This window comes from Pseudomonas sp. LBUM1651 (assembly GCF_059716135.1).
Window position 1 is genome coordinate 3,923,224 of record NZ_CP166805.1, and the last position, 18,579, is coordinate 3,941,802.

The 18,579-nt window shown below is 60.0% G+C and carries 16 protein-coding genes; all 16 read left to right on the forward strand.

All coding sequences use genetic code 11. From position 1 onward, the window contains the following. The first annotated feature begins 113 nt into the window (after positions 1-113). The 16 genes from purB (at position 114) to nuoL (ending at position 18,564) form a co-directional block, all read left to right on the forward strand. On the forward strand, positions 114-1,484 hold the full coding sequence (gene purB / locus ACA066_RS18275) for an adenylosuccinate lyase (protein WP_497696062.1): 1,371 nt from the start codon (positions 114-116) through the stop codon (positions 1,482-1,484). An 86-nt stretch (positions 1,485-1,570) separates the two neighbouring features. Next, entirely contained in the window at positions 1,571-2,740 is a 1,170-nt protein-coding gene (locus tag ACA066_RS18280) for a ribosomal protein uL16 3-hydroxylase (RefSeq protein ID WP_497696063.1), read from the forward strand. After that, positions 2,733-3,158 (forward strand): GNAT family N-acetyltransferase, encoded by a 426-nt coding sequence (locus ACA066_RS18285; RefSeq protein WP_497696064.1) that lies wholly within the window; start codon positions 2,733-2,735, stop codon positions 3,156-3,158. Before ACA066_RS18280 ends, ACA066_RS18285 begins: the two co-directional genes overlap by 8 nt. 288 nt (positions 3,159-3,446) lie before the next feature. After that, entirely contained in the window at positions 3,447-4,208 is a 762-nt protein-coding gene (locus ACA066_RS18290; RefSeq protein ID WP_497696065.1) for a secretin N-terminal domain-containing protein, read from the forward strand. A 500-nt stretch (positions 4,209-4,708) separates the two neighbouring features. Continuing rightward, complete coding sequence (gene aceA, locus ACA066_RS18295; protein WP_497696066.1) at positions 4,709-6,034, forward strand: isocitrate lyase; 1,326 nt, start codon at positions 4,709-4,711, stop codon at positions 6,032-6,034. Positions 6,035-6,668: 634 nt separating this feature from the next. Continuing rightward, positions 6,669-7,082: an NADH-quinone oxidoreductase subunit A gene (locus tag ACA066_RS18300; protein WP_008146033.1), complete on the forward strand. Its 414-nt coding sequence runs from the start codon at positions 6,669-6,671 to the stop codon at positions 7,080-7,082. A gap of 10 nt (positions 7,083-7,092) precedes the next feature. Further along, a complete protein-coding gene (locus ACA066_RS18305) occupies positions 7,093-7,767 on the forward strand; it encodes a NuoB/complex I 20 kDa subunit family protein (protein ID WP_007946424.1) in 675 nt (224 codons plus the stop codon). 72 nt (positions 7,768-7,839) lie between these two features. Beyond that, the gene (nuoC, locus tag ACA066_RS18310; RefSeq protein ID WP_214377215.1) at positions 7,840-9,624 is read left to right on the forward strand and encodes an NADH-quinone oxidoreductase subunit C/D; all 1,785 of its coding nucleotides are present in this window, start codon (positions 7,840-7,842) and stop codon (positions 9,622-9,624) included. A 2-nt stretch (positions 9,625-9,626) separates the two neighbouring features. Beyond that, a complete protein-coding gene (nuoE, locus tag ACA066_RS18315; RefSeq protein WP_497696067.1) occupies positions 9,627-10,124 on the forward strand; it encodes an NADH-quinone oxidoreductase subunit NuoE in 498 nt (165 codons plus the stop codon). Then, the gene (nuoF, locus tag ACA066_RS18320; RefSeq protein ID WP_017339604.1) at positions 10,121-11,476 is read left to right on the forward strand and encodes an NADH-quinone oxidoreductase subunit NuoF; all 1,356 of its coding nucleotides are present in this window, start codon (positions 10,121-10,123) and stop codon (positions 11,474-11,476) included. The genes nuoE and nuoF overlap by 4 nt, the downstream gene beginning before the upstream one ends. A 137-nt stretch (positions 11,477-11,613) precedes the next feature. After that, a complete protein-coding gene (gene nuoG, locus ACA066_RS18325) occupies positions 11,614-14,328 on the forward strand; it encodes an NADH-quinone oxidoreductase subunit NuoG (RefSeq protein ID WP_497696068.1) in 2,715 nt (904 codons plus the stop codon). Then, on the forward strand, positions 14,325-15,332 hold the full coding sequence (nuoH, locus tag ACA066_RS18330) for an NADH-quinone oxidoreductase subunit NuoH (RefSeq protein ID WP_017339606.1): 1,008 nt from the start codon (positions 14,325-14,327) through the stop codon (positions 15,330-15,332). Before nuoG ends, nuoH begins: the two co-directional genes overlap by 4 nt. A gap of 12 nt (positions 15,333-15,344) precedes the next feature. Further along, positions 15,345-15,890, forward strand: a complete 546-nt coding sequence (gene nuoI / locus ACA066_RS18335) for an NADH-quinone oxidoreductase subunit NuoI (RefSeq protein WP_177331423.1) — start codon at positions 15,345-15,347, stop codon at positions 15,888-15,890. Between the two features lie 9 nt (positions 15,891-15,899). Further along, complete coding sequence (gene nuoJ, locus ACA066_RS18340) at positions 15,900-16,403, forward strand: NADH-quinone oxidoreductase subunit J (protein WP_497696069.1); 504 nt, start codon at positions 15,900-15,902, stop codon at positions 16,401-16,403. 2 nt (positions 16,404-16,405) lie between these two features. Further along, positions 16,406-16,714, forward strand: coding sequence for an NADH-quinone oxidoreductase subunit NuoK (nuoK, locus tag ACA066_RS18345; protein WP_007940879.1), 309 nt, complete (start codon positions 16,406-16,408; stop codon positions 16,712-16,714). After that, positions 16,711-18,564 (forward strand): NADH-quinone oxidoreductase subunit L, encoded by a 1,854-nt coding sequence (gene nuoL / locus ACA066_RS18350; protein ID WP_497696070.1) that lies wholly within the window; start codon positions 16,711-16,713, stop codon positions 18,562-18,564. The genes nuoK and nuoL overlap by 4 nt, the downstream gene beginning before the upstream one ends. The last annotated feature ends 15 nt before the right edge of the window (positions 18,565-18,579 follow it).

The window sequence follows — 18,579 nt, forward strand, 5'->3', positions numbered from 1 at the left end:
ACCGTTTTGTAGTCAGTAACGCGTAATACGCTGGTCAGTTGGCAACGGACCGGCGGATTTTTTCATGTATGATACGCGCCCCATTTCGTTGCCCGACTGTCCGAGAACACCCCATGCAGCTTTCTTCGCTCACTGCGGTTTCCCCTGTTGACGGCCGCTACGCCGGCAAAACCCAGGCCCTGCGCCCAATTTTCAGCGAATACGGTCTGATCCGTGCTCGCGTTCTGGTTGAAGTGCGCTGGCTCCAGCGCCTGGCCGCCCACCCTGCCATCAGCGAAGTGCCGGCGTTCTCCGCCGAAGCCAACGCTGTGCTGAACACCCTGGCGGAAAACTTCTCTCTGGAGCACGCCGAGCGCGTCAAAGAGATCGAGCGCACCACCAACCACGACGTCAAAGCCATCGAATACCTGCTCAAAGAGCAAGCGGCCAAACTGCCGGAACTGGCTGCCGTGAGCGAATTCATCCACTTTGCCTGCACCAGCGAGGACATCAACAACCTGTCCCACGCCCTGATGCTGCGCGAAGGCCGTGATGACGTGATGCTGCCGCTGATGCGCCAGACCGCCAACGCCATCCGCGAGCTGGCCATCCGTTTCGCCGACGTGCCAATGCTGTCGCGCACCCACGGTCAACCAGCCTCGCCGACCACCCTGGGCAAAGAGCTGGCGAACGTGGTTTACCGCCTGGAGCGTCAGATCGCTCAGGTCGCTGCCGTTCCGCTGCTGGGCAAGATCAACGGCGCTGTGGGCAACTACAACGCTCACCTGTCGGCCTACCCTGAGATCGACTGGGAAGAAAACGCCCGCGCTTTCATCGAAGACGAGCTGGGCCTGGGCTTCAACCCGTACACCACGCAGATCGAACCGCACGACTACATCGCCGAGCTGTTCGACGCGATCGCCCGTTTCAACACGATCCTGATCGACTTCGACCGCGACATCTGGGGCTACATCTCCCTGGGTTATTTCAAACAGCGCACCATCGCTGGCGAAATCGGTTCGTCGACCATGCCGCACAAGGTCAACCCGATCGACTTCGAAAACTCCGAAGGCAACCTGGGTATCGCCAACGCACTGTTCCAGCACCTGGCGAGCAAGCTGCCGATCTCCCGCTGGCAGCGCGACCTGACCGACTCCACCGTTCTGCGTAACCTCGGTGTCGGCTTCGCCCACAGCGTGATCGCGTACGAAGCCAGCCTCAAAGGCATCAGCAAACTGGAGCTCAACGCTCAGAAGATCGCTGCTGACCTCGACGCTTGCTGGGAAGTATTGGCCGAGCCGATCCAGACCGTGATGCGTCGCTACAACATCGAAAACCCGTACGAGAAGCTGAAAGAGTTGACCCGCGGCAAGGGCATCAGCCCTGAAGCGCTGCAAACTTTCATCGACGGCCTGGACATGCCTGCCGCCGCCAAGGCCGAGCTGAAATTGCTCACCCCGGCGAACTACATCGGCAACGCTGTAGAGCAAGCCAGGCGCATCTGATCGACCGCTTTACCCGTTTGAGACGCCCGGCAGCGCCGGGCGTTTTTATTCCCGTCTGAAAAGTGCTTTTTTTCAATAGGTTACACATGAATCCTGATATTCCTCTTCAACTTCTGGGTGGCATCACGGCGCGCGAATTCCTGCGTGACTACTGGCAGAAAAAACCGCTGCTGATCCGTCAGGCAATTCCTGATTTCGAAAGCCCGATCGACGCCGACGAACTGGCCGGCCTGGCGCTGGAAGAAGAAGTCGAATCGCGTCTGATCATCGAGCACGGCGAGCGCCCTTGGGAATTGCGCCGCGGCCCGTTCGCCGAAGACGAATTCAGCAAATTACCGGAACGCGAGTGGACCCTGCTGGTTCAAGCGGTTGACCAGTTCGTGCCGGAAGTCAGCGAATTGCTGGAACAGTTCCGCTTCCTGCCGAGCTGGCGCATCGACGACGTGATGATCAGCTTCGCCGCCCCCGGTGGCAGCGTCGGTCCGCACTTCGATAACTACGACGTGTTCCTGCTGCAGGGCCACGGCAAGCGCAACTGGAAAATCGGCCAGATGTGCAACTCCGAGAGCCCGCTGCTGCAACACGCGGACCTGCGCATCCTCGCCGATTTCGAAGCCACCGATGAGTGGGTGCTGGAACCGGGCGACATGCTGTACCTGCCGCCGCGCCTGGCTCATTGCGGCGTGGCCGTTGATGATTGCCTGACCTATTCCGTCGGTTTCCGTGCGCCGAGCGCCGCTGAAGTGCTGACCCACTTCACCGACTTCCTCAGCCAGTTCCTGACGGACGAAGAGCGTTACACCGACGCCGATGCCCTGCCGGCGGTCGATCCGCATCAGATCCAGCACGACGCCCTAGATCGCTTGAAAGGCCTGCTGGCCGAGCACATGAGCGACGAGCGCCTGCTGCTGACCTGGTTCGGCCAGTTCATGACCGAGCCGCGTTACCCGGAACTGGTGGTCGGCCCGGAAGAAATCGAAGAAGACGATCTGCTCGCCAGCCTCGAGCAAGGCGCTGTGCTGATCCGCAATCCGAGTGCGCGCCTGGCGTGGTCCGAAGTCGATGACGACCTTCTGCTGTTCGCCAGCGGCCAGAGCCGCTACCTGCCAGGCAAACTGCGCGAGCTGCTGAAAATGATCTGCGCCGCCGATTCGCTGCACATCGACAACCTCGGCGAGTGGCTGAGCGACGAAGATGGTCGCGGCCTGCTGTGTGAACTGATCAAGCAAGGAAGCCTGGGGTTCGCTGATGAATAAAATTCACGTACGTGTCGCAGACTGGCAAAAGGACAACGCTGAGATCCGGCGCATTCGTGAGACGGTGTTCATCGCCGGGCAATCCGTTCCGCCTGAACTGGAATGGGACGCCGATGATGCGACAGCGGTGCATTTCCTGGCCTTCGAAGGCGACTTCCCGATTGGCACCGCCCGCCTGCTGCCCGATGGGCATGTCGGCCGGGTGTCGGTGCTGAAAGACTGGCGCGGCTTGAAGGTGGGCGATGCACTGATGCAAGCGGTGATCGGTGAAGCCGAGAAGTGCGGGTTGAAGCAGCAGATGCTGAGCGCGCAGGTTCAGGCTACGGCGTTCTATGAGCGCCTGGGCTTCAGCCTGGTCAGTGAGGAATTCCTGGAAGCCGGGATTCCGCATGTGGACATGGTACGTCACTCGGCTTGAGACCTGTGGCGAGGGGGCTTGCCCCCTCGCCACAAAGGCCCGAAAGAACACCACAAAATGCCCCGCCATCGACCGATGCCGGGGCGTTTTGCTGTCTACGATTCAACTTGCCCCACGGCGGGCCGACAAACTGGCAATATCAAATCCTGTAGGAGCGAGCTTGCTCCGGGCGGCGTTCCGACGATGGACTTCAAAGCACCACGCTTATCCAGTAAACGCGTGTCATCGTTCACGTCCATCGCGAGCAAGCTTGCTCCTACAAACATCAAGAAGTCGGAGATAACGGATATGTCCCTACGCACCCTGCTCACCACGCTGCTGCTGACCTGCAGTTTTTCGGTCATGGCCGCCACCGAGATCGTGCCGCTGAACTACCACACCAGCGCCGACATGCTGCCGATGGCCCAGGATTTTATCGGCAAGGATGGCCAGGTCAGCGCCTATGGCAACCAACTGATCGTCAATGCTGATCAGCGCAAGATCGACGAACTTAAAGCCCTTGTCGCCCAACTCGATACTCAGCCAAAGCGCCTGCTGATCACCGTCGACACCAACGAAAACAACTTCCAGGGTGACCAGGGTTATTCGGTCAATGGCGCCAAACCGAGCCAGACCCGAATCATCAATCGCAGCACCGAAAGCCGTGACGGCGGCATTCAGCAAGTCCAGGCCAGCGAAGGCGCACCGGCGCTGATTCAGGTAGGCCAAAGCGTACCGCTGACCAGCACGCAGATCGATGGCTATGGCGATCCGCGCAGCCAGACCGAATACCGCAACGTCACCCAGGGTTTCTATGTCACCGCGAGCGTCACCGGCGACATCGTTCACCTGTCGATCAGCACCAACCGTGACCGCATGAGCCAGGAACGTCCCGATGTAGTGAACGTGCAAAGCACCGACACAACCGTCACCGGACGCCTCGGCGAATGGATCACCCTGGCCGGCATGAACCGCCAGACTCAGGCCGACAAACAGGGCCTGACCCGCAGCTACTCGACTCAGGGCCGGGATGACATGACCCTGCGGGTGAAAGTCGACACTTTGGACTAAACCACCGAAAACTGACTGATTAGTCGTATTAGACCAAAGATGTAGTGCTTGAAAAAAAGCACTACAAAACGTTTGACGAGCCAAAAAAGCGAAGGCATGATGGCCTCGCTCCCGCTAATCAGGGGCCCTGGCAAGGGCCTTCGAAGCGATGCTCGCATCTACTCCGCGAGCCGTTTCGTGTCTGTACCGCCCACAAGGTGTGTTTGACGAGGTTGCCGACTGGAACGAAGTTGTCCCGAGGGACGGAAGCGTAATTAGGTAACCCGGCTCCACACTGAAGTTCGTACCAAGGCCCACGACGCCCGAATGCGCTCGCCAGTTCGCCCTTACCTGCTCACTTCCCCTCGAGCCCATCGTTCATCCCGTCGCCAATCCCGTCGAATCCGACTTGACCGCCTAAGCTTCTGGTCAGCGAGCAGCCTCATGCGCCCCTTTGAAATTGCGTGTTTGGCAGGAGCAGGAATTTTCCACCCCAGACCTATGCGACGAGGTTTATCTCCATGGCACTGACACGCGAACAGCAAATTGCAGCCCTCGAAAAAGACTGGGCTGAAAACCCACGCTGGAAAGGCGTGACACGCGCTTACTCCGCTGCTGACGTCGTCCGCCTGCGTGGCTCGGTTCAACCTGAGCACACCTTTGCAAAAATGGGCGCCGAGAAGCTGTGGAACCTGGTGACCCAGGGTGCCAAGCCATCCTTCCGTCCTGAGAAAGATTTCGTCAACTGCATGGGCGCCCTGACCGGCGGCCAGGCTGTGCAACAAGTCAAAGCCGGTATCCAGGCGATCTACCTGTCGGGCTGGCAAGTAGCAGCGGACAACAACTCCGCCGAATCGATGTACCCGGATCAGTCGCTTTACCCGGTGGACTCGGTTCCAACCGTGGTCAAGCGCATCAACAACTCGTTCCGTCGTGCCGACCAGATCCAGTGGAAAGCCGGCAAGAACCCGGGCGACGAAGGTTACATCGACTACTTCGCACCAATCGTGGCTGACGCCGAAGCCGGTTTCGGCGGCGTACTGAACGCTTACGAGCTGATGAAGAGCATGATCGAAGCAGGCGCCGCAGGCGTTCACTTCGAAGACCAACTGGCTTCCGTGAAAAAATGCGGCCACATGGGCGGCAAGGTACTGGTTCCTACCCAGGAAGCTGTACAGAAGCTAACCGCTGCCCGTCTGGCGGCTGACGTTGCCGGTACTCCGACCATCATCCTGGCGCGTACCGACGCTAACGCAGCTGACCTGCTGACCTCCGATTGCGACCCGTACGACCAGCCATTCGTGACTGGCGAACGTACCCAGGAAGGCTTCTACAAAGTGCGCGCCGGCCTGGACCAGGCGATCTCACGCGGCCTGGCTTACGCGCCGTACGCCGACCTGATCTGGTGCGAAACCGCCAAGCCGGATCTGGACGAGGCTCGTCGCTTCGCTGAAGCGATCAAGAAGGAATACCCGGACCAACTGCTGTCGTACAACTGCTCGCCTTCCTTCAACTGGAAGAAAAACCTGGACGACGCGACCATCGCCAAGTTCCAGCGCGAATTGTCCGCCATGGGTTACAAGCACCAGTTCATCACCCTGGCCGGCATTCACAACATGTGGCACAGCATGTTCAACCTGGCGCACGACTACGCCCGCAACGACATGACTGCCTACGTGAAGCTGCAAGAGCAGGAATTCGCTGACGCTGCCAAGGGTTACACCTTCGTGGCCCACCAGCAGGAAGTGGGCACCGGCTACTTCGACGACATGACCACTGTGATCCAGGGTGGCTCGTCTTCGGTCACCGCGCTGACCGGTTCGACTGAAGAAGAACAGTTCCACTGATCTGACTCACCGGAACAAACGGCCGTTGCGGACCGAATAAGAACTAACCGCAACGCCGCACATCTGACGCCCCGACTGGTTCGGGGCGTTTTTTTGCCTGCATTTTTTGAAACACCACCACCCCGTAGGAGCGAGGCTTGCCCGCGAAGAACGATGACGCGGTAAGCCTAAAGCACCGCGGCGTATTCTTCGCGGGCAAGCCTCGCTCCTACAGGGGCACGCGTGCAGCAAAAAACGTTGATCCAGAGCAGTTTCCCGATCAGGAAAAGACGGTAAAACGACCCCGCCCGCTACTTGCAGTAACGCGCATATAAGACAACTTCCCAGCCACCCACCCGTTAAACACTTTAAAAACCAAGCCAAACAATATTGATTATCATTTAGCAACAACTATGTTCGTTACATTCCCTACAAAACAATATTGATGAAAACCCGGCTAATGCCCGCAACGCATGGGCTGCGTGGCTTTGGAGGTACCCTATGTCCTTATTCCGCTAAATAATTTCGCTATCTGAATTTTACTTGCACGGTGTTTAGCCATAAAATCAGCGGGATTGATTGCTGCGACATATCGTCACTGCTTTGTTTCTTTTTCAAGCTCAGAGACCTTTGCTCTCTGTTAAGGATTACCAGCATGCCCGAAGCGACAGGACTCATGGCCCATAACTGGGGCTTTGCCATTTTCCTTCTGGGCGTTGTCGGCCTTTGCGCCTTCATGCTCGGCGTCTCCAGCCTCCTCGGGTCAAAAGCCTGGGGCCGCAGCAAAAACGAACCGTTCGAGTCCGGCATGCTACCTACAGGTGGCGCCCGCTTGCGGCTCTCAGCCAAATTCTATCTGGTCGCGATGCTCTTCGTGATCTTCGATATCGAAGCCCTCTTTCTCTTTGCCTGGTCTGTGTCCGTCCGCGAAAGCGGCTGGACCGGATTCGTCGAAGCTCTCGTTTTCATAGCAATTCTGTTGGCAGGCCTTGTCTACCTATTTCGAGTGGGTGCCCTTGACTGGGCTCCGGCAGCTCGTCTTAAGCGGCAAGCGAAGCTGAAACAATGAGGCTTTGGCAATGCAATACAATCTCACCAGGATCGACCCCGATGCTCCTAACGAGCAGTATCCGATTGGCGAACGGGAAACCGTTTCCGATCCGTTAGAAGATCAAGTCCACAAAAACATCTTCATGGGCAAGCTCGAAGACGTGCTTAACGGCACGATCAACTGGGGGCGCAAGAACTCCCTGTGGCCGTATAACTTCGGTCTTTCGTGCTGCTATGTGGAAATGACTACCGCCTTCACGGCGCCCCACGACATCGCGCGCTTTGGCGCCGAGGTTATCCGGGCATCGCCGCGCCAGGCGGATTTCATGGTTATCGCCGGTACCTGCTTCATCAAGATGGCGCCGATCATCCAGCGTCTCTACGAGCAAATGCTCGAACCAAAGTGGGTTATCTCCATGGGTTCGTGCGCCAACTCCGGTGGCATGTACGACATCTACTCCGTCGTTCAAGGGGTGGACAAGTTCCTGCCCGTGGACGTCTACGTGCCTGGCTGCCCGCCCCGCCCTGAAGCTTTTCTGCAAGGCTTGATGCTCTTGCAGGAGTCGATTGGACAGGAGCGTCGTCCACTTTCCTGGGTCGTTGGTGATCAAGGCGTGTATCGCGCCGAGATGCCTTCCGAGAAGGAAAAGCGCCGCGAACAGCGAATCGCAGTCACCAACCTGCGCAGCCCCGACGAAGTCTGATCCAGATCTGCTTCTTTAATAGAACGAGACACTGGCTTCATTCTTTACGTTGACCGAAAGCGATAAATAACCATGACTACAGGCAGTGCTCTGTATATCCCGCCTTATAAGGCAGACGACCAGGATGTGGTCGTCGAACTGAATAACCGTTTTGGCCCTGAGGCGTTCACCGCCCAGCCTACCCGCACCGGCATGCCGGTGCTTTGGGTTGCCCGTGCCAAACTCGTCGAAGTCCTGACCTTCCTGCGCAACCTGCCCAAGCCGTACGTCATGCTCTATGACCTGCACGGCGTGGACGAGCGTCTGCGCACCAAGCGTCAAGGGCTGCCGAGCGGCGCCGACTTCACTGTGTTCTATCACCTGATGTCGATCGAACGTAACAGTGACGTGATGATCAAGGTCGCCTTGTCCGAGGGCGACCTCAGCGTGCCGACCGTTACCGGCATCTGGCCGAACGCCAACTGGTACGAGCGTGAAGTGTGGGACATGTATGGCATCGACTTTGCCGGTCACCCGCACCTGACCCGCATCATGATGCCGCCGACCTGGGAAGGTCACCCGCTACGCAAGGACTTCCCGGCCCGTGCCACCGAGTTCGACCCGTTCACCCTGAACCTGGCCAAGCAACAGCTTGAGGAAGAAGCCGCGCGCTTCAAGCCTGAAGACTGGGGCATGAAGCGTTCCGGGGCGAACGAGGACTACATGTTCCTCAACCTCGGCCCCAACCACCCTTCCGCGCACGGTGCGTTCCGCATCATCCTGCAGCTGGACGGGGAAGAGATCGTCGACTGCGTGCCGGACGTCGGTTACCACCACCGTGGTGCCGAGAAGATGGCCGAGCGTCAGTCCTGGCACAGCTTCATTCCGTACACCGACCGTATCGACTACCTCGGCGGCGTGATGAACAACCTGCCGTACGTGCTCTCGGTCGAGAAGCTGGCCGGTATCAAGGTGCCCGAGAAGGTCGACGTCATCCGCATCATGATGGCCGAGTTCTTCCGGATCACCAGCCACCTGCTGTTCCTGGGGACTTACATCCAGGACGTTGGCGCCATGACCCCGGTATTCTTCACCTTCACCGACCGCCAGAAGGCGTACACGGTGATCGAAGCCATCACCGGTTTCCGTCTGCACCCGGCCTGGTACCGCATCGGTGGCGTCGCCCACGACCTGCCGCGCGGCTGGGAAAAACTGGTAAAAGACTTCGTCGAGTGGATGCCTAAGCGTCTGGACGAATACCAGAAAGCCGCACTGGACAACAGCATCCTCAAAGGCCGGACCATCGGCGTCGCCGCCTACAACACCAAAGAGGCCTTCGAATGGGGCGTCACCGGTGCCGGCCTGCGTTCGACCGGTTGCGACTTCGACCTGCGTAAAGCCCGCCCGTACTCCGGGTACGAGAACTTCGAATTCGAAGTGCCGCTGGCCGCCAATGGCGATGCCTACGATCGTTGCATCGTACGCGTCGAGGAAATGCGCCAGAGCATCAAGATCATCGAGCAGTGCATGCGCAACATGCCGGAAGGCCCGTACAAGGCGGATCACCCGCTGACCACGCCGCCGCCGAAAGAGCGCACGCTGCAGCACATCGAGACCCTGATCACGCACTTCCTGCAAGTTTCGTGGGGCCCGGTCATGCCGGCCAACGAATCCTTCCAGATGATCGAAGCGACCAAGGGCATCAACAGTTATTACCTGACGAGCGATGGCGGCACCATGAGCTACCGCACCCGGATTCGCACCCCAAGCTTCCCGCACCTGCAGCAGATCCCTTCGGTGATCAAAGGCAGCATGGTCGCGGACTTGATCGCGTACCTGGGTAGTATCGATTTCGTTATGGCCGACGTGGACCGCTAAGCATGAACAGCACGCTTATCCAGACAGACCGTTTCACCTTGAGTGAAACCGAGCGCTCGGCCATCGAGCACGAGCTGCATCACTACGAAGACCCGCGCGCGGCGTCGATCGAAGCCCTGAAGATCGTCCAGAAGGAACGTGGCTGGGTGCCTGACGGCGCGCTCTACGCCATCGGCGAGATCCTCGGCATCCCGGCGAGCGACGTTGAAGGCGTGGCAACGTTCTACAGCCAGATCTTCCGTCAGCCAGTCGGCCGCCACATCATTCGCGTCTGCGACAGCATGGTCTGCTACATCGGCGGCCATGAATCGGTGGTCAGTGAAATCCAGAGCAATCTGGGCATCGGCTTGGGTCAGACCACCACCGACGGTCGTTTCACCCTGCTGCCGGTCTGCTGCCTCGGCAACTGTGACAAGGCGCCGGCGTTGATGATCGACGACGACACTTTCGGTGATGTGCAGCCTGCCGGCGTTGCCAAATTGCTCGAGGGCTACGTATGACCCTGACTTCCTTCGGTCCTGCCAACCGCATCAAGCGTTCGGCCGAGACTCACCCGTTGACCTGGCGCCTGCGTGACGACGGCGAAGCCGTATGGCTCGACGAGTACCAGGCCAAGAACGGTTACGCGGCTGCGCGCAAGGCCTTTGCCGACATGGCTCAGGACGACATCGTCCAGACCGTGAAAGACGCCGGCCTCAAGGGTCGCGGCGGTGCAGGCTTCCCCACGGGCGTGAAGTGGGGCCTGATGCCGAAAGACGAATCCATCAACATCCGCTACCTGCTGTGCAACGCGGATGAAATGGAGCCGAACACCTGGAAAGACCGCATGCTGATGGAGCAACTGCCCCATCTGCTGATCGAAGGCATGCTGATCAGTGCTCGCGCGCTGAAAACCTACCGTGGCTACATCTTCCTGCGTGGCGAATACACCACCGCCGCCAAGCACCTCAACCGTGCCGTGGAAGAAGCCAAGGCAGCCGGCCTGCTGGGCAAGAACATCCTGGGCAGCGGCTTCGATTTCGAGCTGTTCGTCCACACCGGTGCCGGGCGTTACATTTGCGGTGAAGAAACCGCACTGATCAACTCCCTCGAAGGCCGCCGCGCCAACCCGCGCTCCAAGCCGCCCTTCCCTGCCGCCGTTGGCGTGTGGGGCAAGCCGACCTGCGTGAACAACGTTGAAACCCTGTGCAACGTGCCGGCGATCATCGCCGACGGCGTGGACTGGTACAAATCGTTGGCGCGCGAAGGCAGCGAAGACATGGGCACCAAGCTCATGGGCTTCTCCGGCAAGGTCAAGAACCCGGGCCTGTGGGAATTGCCATTCGGCGTCACCGGTCGCGAGTTGTTCGAAGACTACGCCGGCGGCATGCGCGACGGTTACAAGCTCAAGTGCTGGCAGCCAGGCGGCGCCGGTACCGGTTTCCTGTTGCCGGAACACCTCGACGCGCAAATGTACGCCGGCGGCATCGCCAAGGTGGGCACCCGTATGGGTACCGGCCTGGCCATGGCGGTGGACGACAGCGTCAACATGGTGTCCCTGCTGCGCAACATGGAAGAGTTCTTCTCCCGTGAGTCGTGCGGTTTCTGCACCCCGTGCCGTGACGGTTTGCCGTGGAGCGTCAAGCTGCTGCGCGCGATCGAGAACGGTGAAGGGCAAGCCGGCGACATCGAGACCCTGCTGGGTCTGGTCGGTTTCCTCGGCCCAGGCAAGACCTTCTGTGCTCACGCACCGGGCGCCGTGGAGCCGTTGGGCAGCGCAATCAAATACTTCCGCCATGAGTTCGAAGCCGGCATCGCGCCTACCAGCGCCGTCGTCCCGCCTCTGGCCAGGCCGATCGTAGTCGGCGCTTAACGCTTTAAAAGGCGAAGGGTCCGTGCCCTTCGCCTTTCGTTCGATGACGCCTTTATATGGGCTGTTTGGATTCGGACGAATAACAAGATTCCATTAGCCACGCCCGCTGACACCGGGCCAACGAAGAACTTTGAACCATGGCCACTATCCACGTAGACGGCAAAGAGCTCGAAGTCGATGGGGCAGACAACCTGTTACAGGCATGTCTGTCGCTAGGCCTCGATATCCCTTATTTCTGCTGGCACCCCGCCCTTGGCAGCGTTGGCGCTTGCCGCCAGTGCGCGGTCAAGCAGTACACCGACGAAAACGACAAGCGTGGTCGGATCGTCATGTCGTGCATGACACCAGCGACCGACGGAAGCTGGATCTCCATCGACGACGAAGAAGCGAAAGTCTTCCGCGCCAGCGTCGTTGAATGGCTGATGACCAACCACCCTCACGACTGCCCGGTCTGTGAAGAAGGCGGTCACTGTCACCTGCAAGACATGACGGTGATGACCGGCCACAACGAGCGCCGTTATCGCTTCACCAAGCGCACTCACCAGAACCAGCAACTGGGCCCGTTCATTTCCCACGAAATGAACCGCTGCATCGCTTGCTACCGCTGCGTGCGCTTCTATAAGGACTACGCCGGCGGCACCGACCTCGGTGTGTTCGGCGCCCACGACAACGTGTACTTCGGTCGCGTTGAAGACGGCACCCTGGAAAGCGAGTTCTCCGGCAACCTCACCGAGGTCTGCCCGACCGGTGTGTTCACCGACAAGACTCACTCCGAGCGCTACAACCGCAAGTGGGACATGCAGTTCTCGCCGAGCATCTGCCATGGCTGCTCCAGCGGTTGCAACATCTCCCCGGGCGAGCGTTACGGTGAACTGCGTCGTATCGAAAACCGCTTCAACGGTTCGGTCAACCAGTACTTCCTGTGCGACCGTGGCCGTTTCGGCTATGGCTACGTCAACCGCGAAGACCGCCCGCGTCAGCCTTTGCTGGCCAACGGCACCAAGCTGAGCCTCGACGAAGCGCTGGATAAAGCCGCTGACCTGCTGCGTGGTCGCAACATCGTCGGTATCGGTTCGCCGCGTGCCAGCCTCGAAAGCAACTACGCGTTGCGCGAGCTGGTCGGCGCTGAGCACTTCTACTCCGGTATCGAAGCTGCCGAGCTGGAGCGCATTCGTCTGGTCATGCAGGTGCTGAAAGACAGCCCGCTGCCGATCCCGAACATGCGCGACATCGAAGACCACGACGCGATCTTCGTCCTCGGTGAAGACCTGACCCAGACCGCTGCCCGTATGGCGCTGTCCCTGCGTCAATCGGTCAAGGGCAAGGCCGAAGACATGGCCGACGCCATGCGCGTTCAGCCTTGGCTCGACGCTGCGGTGAAGAACATCGGTCAGCACGAACTGAACCCGCTGTTCATCGCCAGCCTGGCTGAAACCAAGCTCGACGACATCGCCGAAGAATGTGTTCACGCCGCGCCAGACGACCTGGCCCGCATCGGTTTCGCCGTGGCTCATGCCCTCGACGCCAGCGCACCTGCCGTTGAAGGCCTGGACGCTGAAGCCGTTGAACTGGCTCAGCGCATCGCCAATGCCCTGCTCGCCGCCAAGCGTCCACTGATCATCGCCGGCACCTCGTTGGGTTCCAAGGCGCTGATCGAAGCCGCTGCAAACATCGCCAAAGCCCTGAAGCTGCGCGAGAAGAACGGTTCCATCAGCCTGATCGTGCCAGAGGCCAACAGCCTCGGCCTGGCCATGCTCGGTGGCGAATCGGTCGATGCAGCCCTGCAAGCGGTGATCGATGGCAAGGCCGACGCCATCGTCGTGCTGGAAAACGATCTGTACACCCGCACCGACAAAGCCAAGGTCGATGCTGCCCTGACCGCCGCGAAAGTGGTGATCGTGGCGGACCATCAGAAAACCGCCACCAGCGATCGCGCGCACCTGGTTCTGCCAGCCGCCAGCTTCGCTGAAGGCGACGGTACGCTGGTCAGCCAGGAAGGTCGCGCCCAGCGCTTCTTCCAGGTCTTTGATCCGAAGTACATGGACGCGAGCATCCTGGTTCACGAAGGCTGGCGCTGGCTGCATGCCCTGCGCTCAACCTTGCTGAACCAGCCGATCGACTGGACCCAACTGGACCATGTCACTGCTGCCGTTGCTTCGAGCACACCGCAACTGGCGCGCATTGTCGATGCCGCACCGTCCGCCGCGTTCCGCATCAAAGGCATGAAACTGGCCCGCGAACCGCTGCGTTATTCCGGTCGTACCGCCATGCGCGCCGATATCAGCGTGCACGAACCGCGTACCCCGCAAGACAACGACACCGCGTTCAACTTCTCGATGGAAGGTTACTCGGGCTCGGTCGAACCGCGTCAGCAAGTGCCATTCGCCTGGTCTCCGGGCTGGAACTCGCCGCAAGCCTGGAACAAGTTCCAGGACGAAGTCGGTGGTCACATCCGCGCAGGCGACCCGGGCACCCGCCTGATCGAAAGCAGCGGTGACTCGCTGAACTGGTTCGCCGCTGTTCCGCGCGCATTCAACCCGGCGCCGGGCACCTGGCAGGTTGTGCCGTTCTTCCATCTGCTCGGCAGTGAAGAGAACTCTTCGAAAGCCGCACCGGTTCAGGAACGCATTCCGGCTGCTTACGTGGCATTGGCCAAGTCCGAAGCCGATCGTCTGGGTGTCAATGACGGCGCCCTGCTGAGCTTGAACGTCGCTGGCCAGACCTTGCGTCTGCCACTGCGCATCAACGAAGAGCTGGGCGCCGGTCTGGTTGCATTGCCGGCCGGTATCGCGGGCATTCCGCCAGCGATCTTTGGCAAATCCGTTGACGGTCTGCAGGAGGCAGCGCTATGACTTGGTTCACTCCTGAAGTGATCGGTGTGATCATCTCGGTCATCCAGGCCATCGTGATTCTGCTCGCCGTTGTGGTGTGCGGCGCGCTGCTGAGCTGGGTCGAGCGTCGTTTGCTCGCCCTCTGGCAGGACCGTTACGGTCCGAACCGCGTCGGCCCGTTCGGCGCGTTCCAGATTGCGGCCGACATGATCAAGATGTTCTTCAAGGAAGACTGGACGCCACCGTTCGCCGACAAGATGATCTTCACCCTGGCACCGGTCGTGGCCATGAGCGCCCTGCTGATTGCCTTCGCGATCATCCCGATCACCCCGACCTGGGGCGTGGCGGACCTGAACATCGGCATTCTGTTCTTCTTCGCCATGGCCGGCCTGTCGGTCTACGCGGTGTTGTTCGCTGGCTGGTCGAGTAACAACAAGTTCGCCCTGCTGGGCAGCTTGCGGGCCTCGGCGCAAACCGTGTCGTACGAAGTGTTCATGGGCCTGTCGCTGATGGGCATCGTGATCCAGGTCGGCTCGTTCAACATGCGCGACATCGTTGATTATCAAGCCCAAAACCTGTGGTTCATCATTCCGCAGATCTTCGGTTTCCTGACCTTCTTCATCGCCGGCGTCGCCGTGACTCACCGTCACCCGTTCGACCAGCCGGAAGCGGAGCAGGAACTGGCCGACGGTTACCACATTGAATACGCCGGCATGAAATGGGGCATGTTCTTCGTCGGCGAGTACATCGGTATCGTGCTGATTTCGGCGCTGCTGGTGACCTTGTTCTTCGGTGGCTGGCACGGTCCGTTCGGCATTCTGCCGCAGATCCCGTTCATCTGGTTCGCGCTGAAAACCGCGTTCTTCATCATGATCTTCATCCTGCTGCGCGCCTCGATTCCGCGCCCACGGTATGACCAAGTGATGGATTTCAGCTGGAAGTTCTGCCTGCCGCTGACCCTCGTCAACATGCTGGTGACCGCTGCGATCGTGTTGCTCAACACGCCCGCCGTCGCGGCTCAGTGAGGATAGAGAATCATGAAGTACATATTTGACATCGTGCATGGCTTCTTCACCCAGCTTCGCAGCCTGGTGATGATTTTCGGCCACGCCTTCCGCAAGCGCGACACGCTGCAGTACCCGGAAGAAGCCGTGTACCTGCCGCCGCGCTACCGTGGCCGTATCGTCCTGACCCGCGACCCTGATGGTGAAGAGCGTTGTGTAGCCTGCAACCTGTGCGCCGTGGCGTGCCCGGTCGGGTGCATCTCGCTGCAGAAAGCTGAAACCGAAGACGGTCGCTGGTACCCGGACTTCTTCCGCATCAACTTCTCGCGCTGCATTTTCTGCGGCCTCTGCGAGGAAGCCTGCCCGACCACCGCGATCCAGCTGACACCGGATTTCGAGATGGCCGAGTTCAAACGTCAGGACCTGGTTTACGAGAAAGAAGATCTGCTGATCTCCGGCCCCGGCAAAAACCCTGATTACAACTTCTATCGTGTTGCAGGTATGGCGATTGCCGGGAAGCCGAAAGGCGCCGCGCAGAATGAAGCCGAACCGATCAACGTGAAGAGCTTGCTGCCTTAAGGAAGAAAGATGGAATTCGCTTTCTATTTCGCATCGGGTATCGCTGTGGTGTCCACGCTTCGCGTGATCACCCACACCAACCCTGTGCACGCCCTGCTCTACCTGATCATTTCGCTGATCGCCGTGGCCATGACGTTCTTCGCCCTCGGCGCACCGTTTGCCGGTGTTCTGGAAGTGATCGCCTACGCTGGCGCCATCATGGTGCTGTTCGTGTTCGTGGTGATGATGCTGAACCTGGGCCCGGCCTCGGTTCAGCAAGAGCGCGTCTGGCTCAAGCCCGGCATCTGGCTCGGCCCGGTGATTCTCGGTGGCCTGCTGCTGGTTGAACTGCTGTACGTGCTGTTCGCCCATCAGAGCGGCCAGGCCGTCGGTCACACCACCGTAGACGCCAAGGCCGTGGGCATCAGCCTGTTCGGTCCTTATCTGCTGGTGGTCGAACTCGCCTCGATGCTGCTGCTCGCCGCAGCCGTCACGGCGTTCCACTTGGGCCGCAACGAAGCCAAGGAGCAATGACGATGCCTGCTATCCCTCTGGAGCATGGTCTGGCGGTCGCCGGCATCCTGTTCTGCCTCGGTCTGGTCGGCCTGATGGTCCGCCGCAACATTCTCTTCGTGCTGATGAGCCTGGAGGTCATGATGAATGCCTCCGCTTTGGCGTTCATCGTTGCCGGTAGCCGCTGGGCGCAGCCGGATGGACAGATCATGTTCATCCTGGTGATCAGCCTGGCAGCCGCCGAGGCCAGTATTGGCCTGGCGATTCTGTTGCAGCTGTATCGCCGCTTCCACACTCTCGATATCGACGCTGCCAGCGAGATGCGCGGATGAATCTTCTCTATCTGACTTTCGTATTCCCTCTCATAGGTTTCCTGCTGCTGTCGTTCTCCCGTGGACGCCTCTCGGAAAACCTGTCGGCGCTGATTGGCGTCGGTTCCATCGGCTTGTCTGCCATCGTTACGGCCTACGTGATCTGGCAATTCAACGTCGCGCCACCTGAAGGCGGTCACTACACCCAGGTGTTGTGGCAGTGGATGGCGGTGGAAGGCTTCACGCCGAACTTCGCGCTATACCTGGATGGTCTGTCCCTGACCATGCTCGGTGTGGTGGTCGGCGTCGGCTTCCTGATCCACCTGTTCGCGTCCTGGTACATGCGCGGTGAAGCCGGTTACTCGCGCTTCTTCGCCTACACCAACCTGTTTATCGCCAGCATGCTGTTCCTGGTGCTTGGCGATAACCTGTTGTTCCTGTACTTCGGCTGGGAAGGCGTGGGCCTGTGCTCGTACTTGTTGATCGGTTTCTACTACAGCAACCGCAACAACGGTAACGCAGCACTGAAAGCCTTTATCGTGACCCGCATTGGCGACGTGTTCATGGCCATCGGCCTGTTCATCCTGTTCGCACAACTGGGCACGCTGAACGTCCAGGAACTGCTGGTGCTGGCACCGCAGAAATTCCAGGCGGGCGACTTCTGGATGGTCATGGCCACCCTGATGCTGCTGGGCGGCGCTGTCGGTAAATCGGCGCAACTGCCGCTGCAAACCTGGCTGGCGGATGCGATGGCCGGTCCTACCCCGGTTTCGGCACTGATCCACGCCGCGACCATGGTGACCGCCGGTGTCTACCTGATCGCCCGTACCCACGGTCTGTTCACCCTGGCGCCGGAGATCCTGCACCTCGTCGGCATCGTCGGCGGCGTGACCCTGGTTCTCGCCGGTTTTGCCGCACTGGTCCAGACCGACATCAAACGTATCCTCGCCTACTCGACCATGAGCCAGATCGGCTACATGTTCCTGGCGCTGGGCGTGGGTGCCTGGGATGGCGCGATCTTCCACCTGATGACCCACGCGTTCTTCAAGGCGCTGCTGTTCCTTGCGTCCGGTGCGGTGATCGTTGCCTGCCACCACGAGCAGAACATCTTCAAGATGGGCGGCCTGTGGAAGAAACTGCCACTGGCCTACGCCAGCTTCATCGTCGGCGGCGCGGCCCTGGCGGCCCTGCCACTGGTGACCGCAGGCTTCTACTCCAAGGACGAAATCCTCTGGGAAGCGTTTGCCAGCGGCAACCACGGTCTGCTGTACGCAGGTCTGGTCGGTGCGTTCATGACCTCGCTGTACACCTTCCGCCTGATCTTCATCGCGTTCCACGGTGAAGCGAAGACCGAAGCGCACGCCGGCCACGGCATTGCTCACTGGCTGCCACTGTCGGTGCTGATCGTATTGTCCACCGCCATTGGCGCGATGATCGTTCCGCCGCTGCACGGTGTGCTGCCACAAAGCGTCGGCCACGCCGGCGGCGAAGCCAAGCACAGTCTGGAAATCGCTTCGGGCGCCATTGCCCTGGCCGGTATCCTGCTGGCCGCGCTGCTGTTCCTCGGCAAGCGTCGTTTCGTCACTGCAATCGCCAACAGCGGCATCGGCCGCTTCCTTTCGGCCTGGTGGTTCGCTGCCTGGGGCTTCGACTGGATCTACGACAAACTGTTCGTCAAGCCATACCTGGCGATCAGCCACGTACTGCGCAAAGACCCGCTGGACCAGACCATCGGCCTGATCCCGCGTATGGCCAAAGGCGGTCACACCGCCCTGAGCCGTACCGAAACCGGTCAACTGCGTTGGTACGCGGCATCGATGGCAGCCGGCTCCGTGCTGGTCATCGGCGCCATCGTGCTGGTAGCGGTCTGAATATGAACCTTGCGA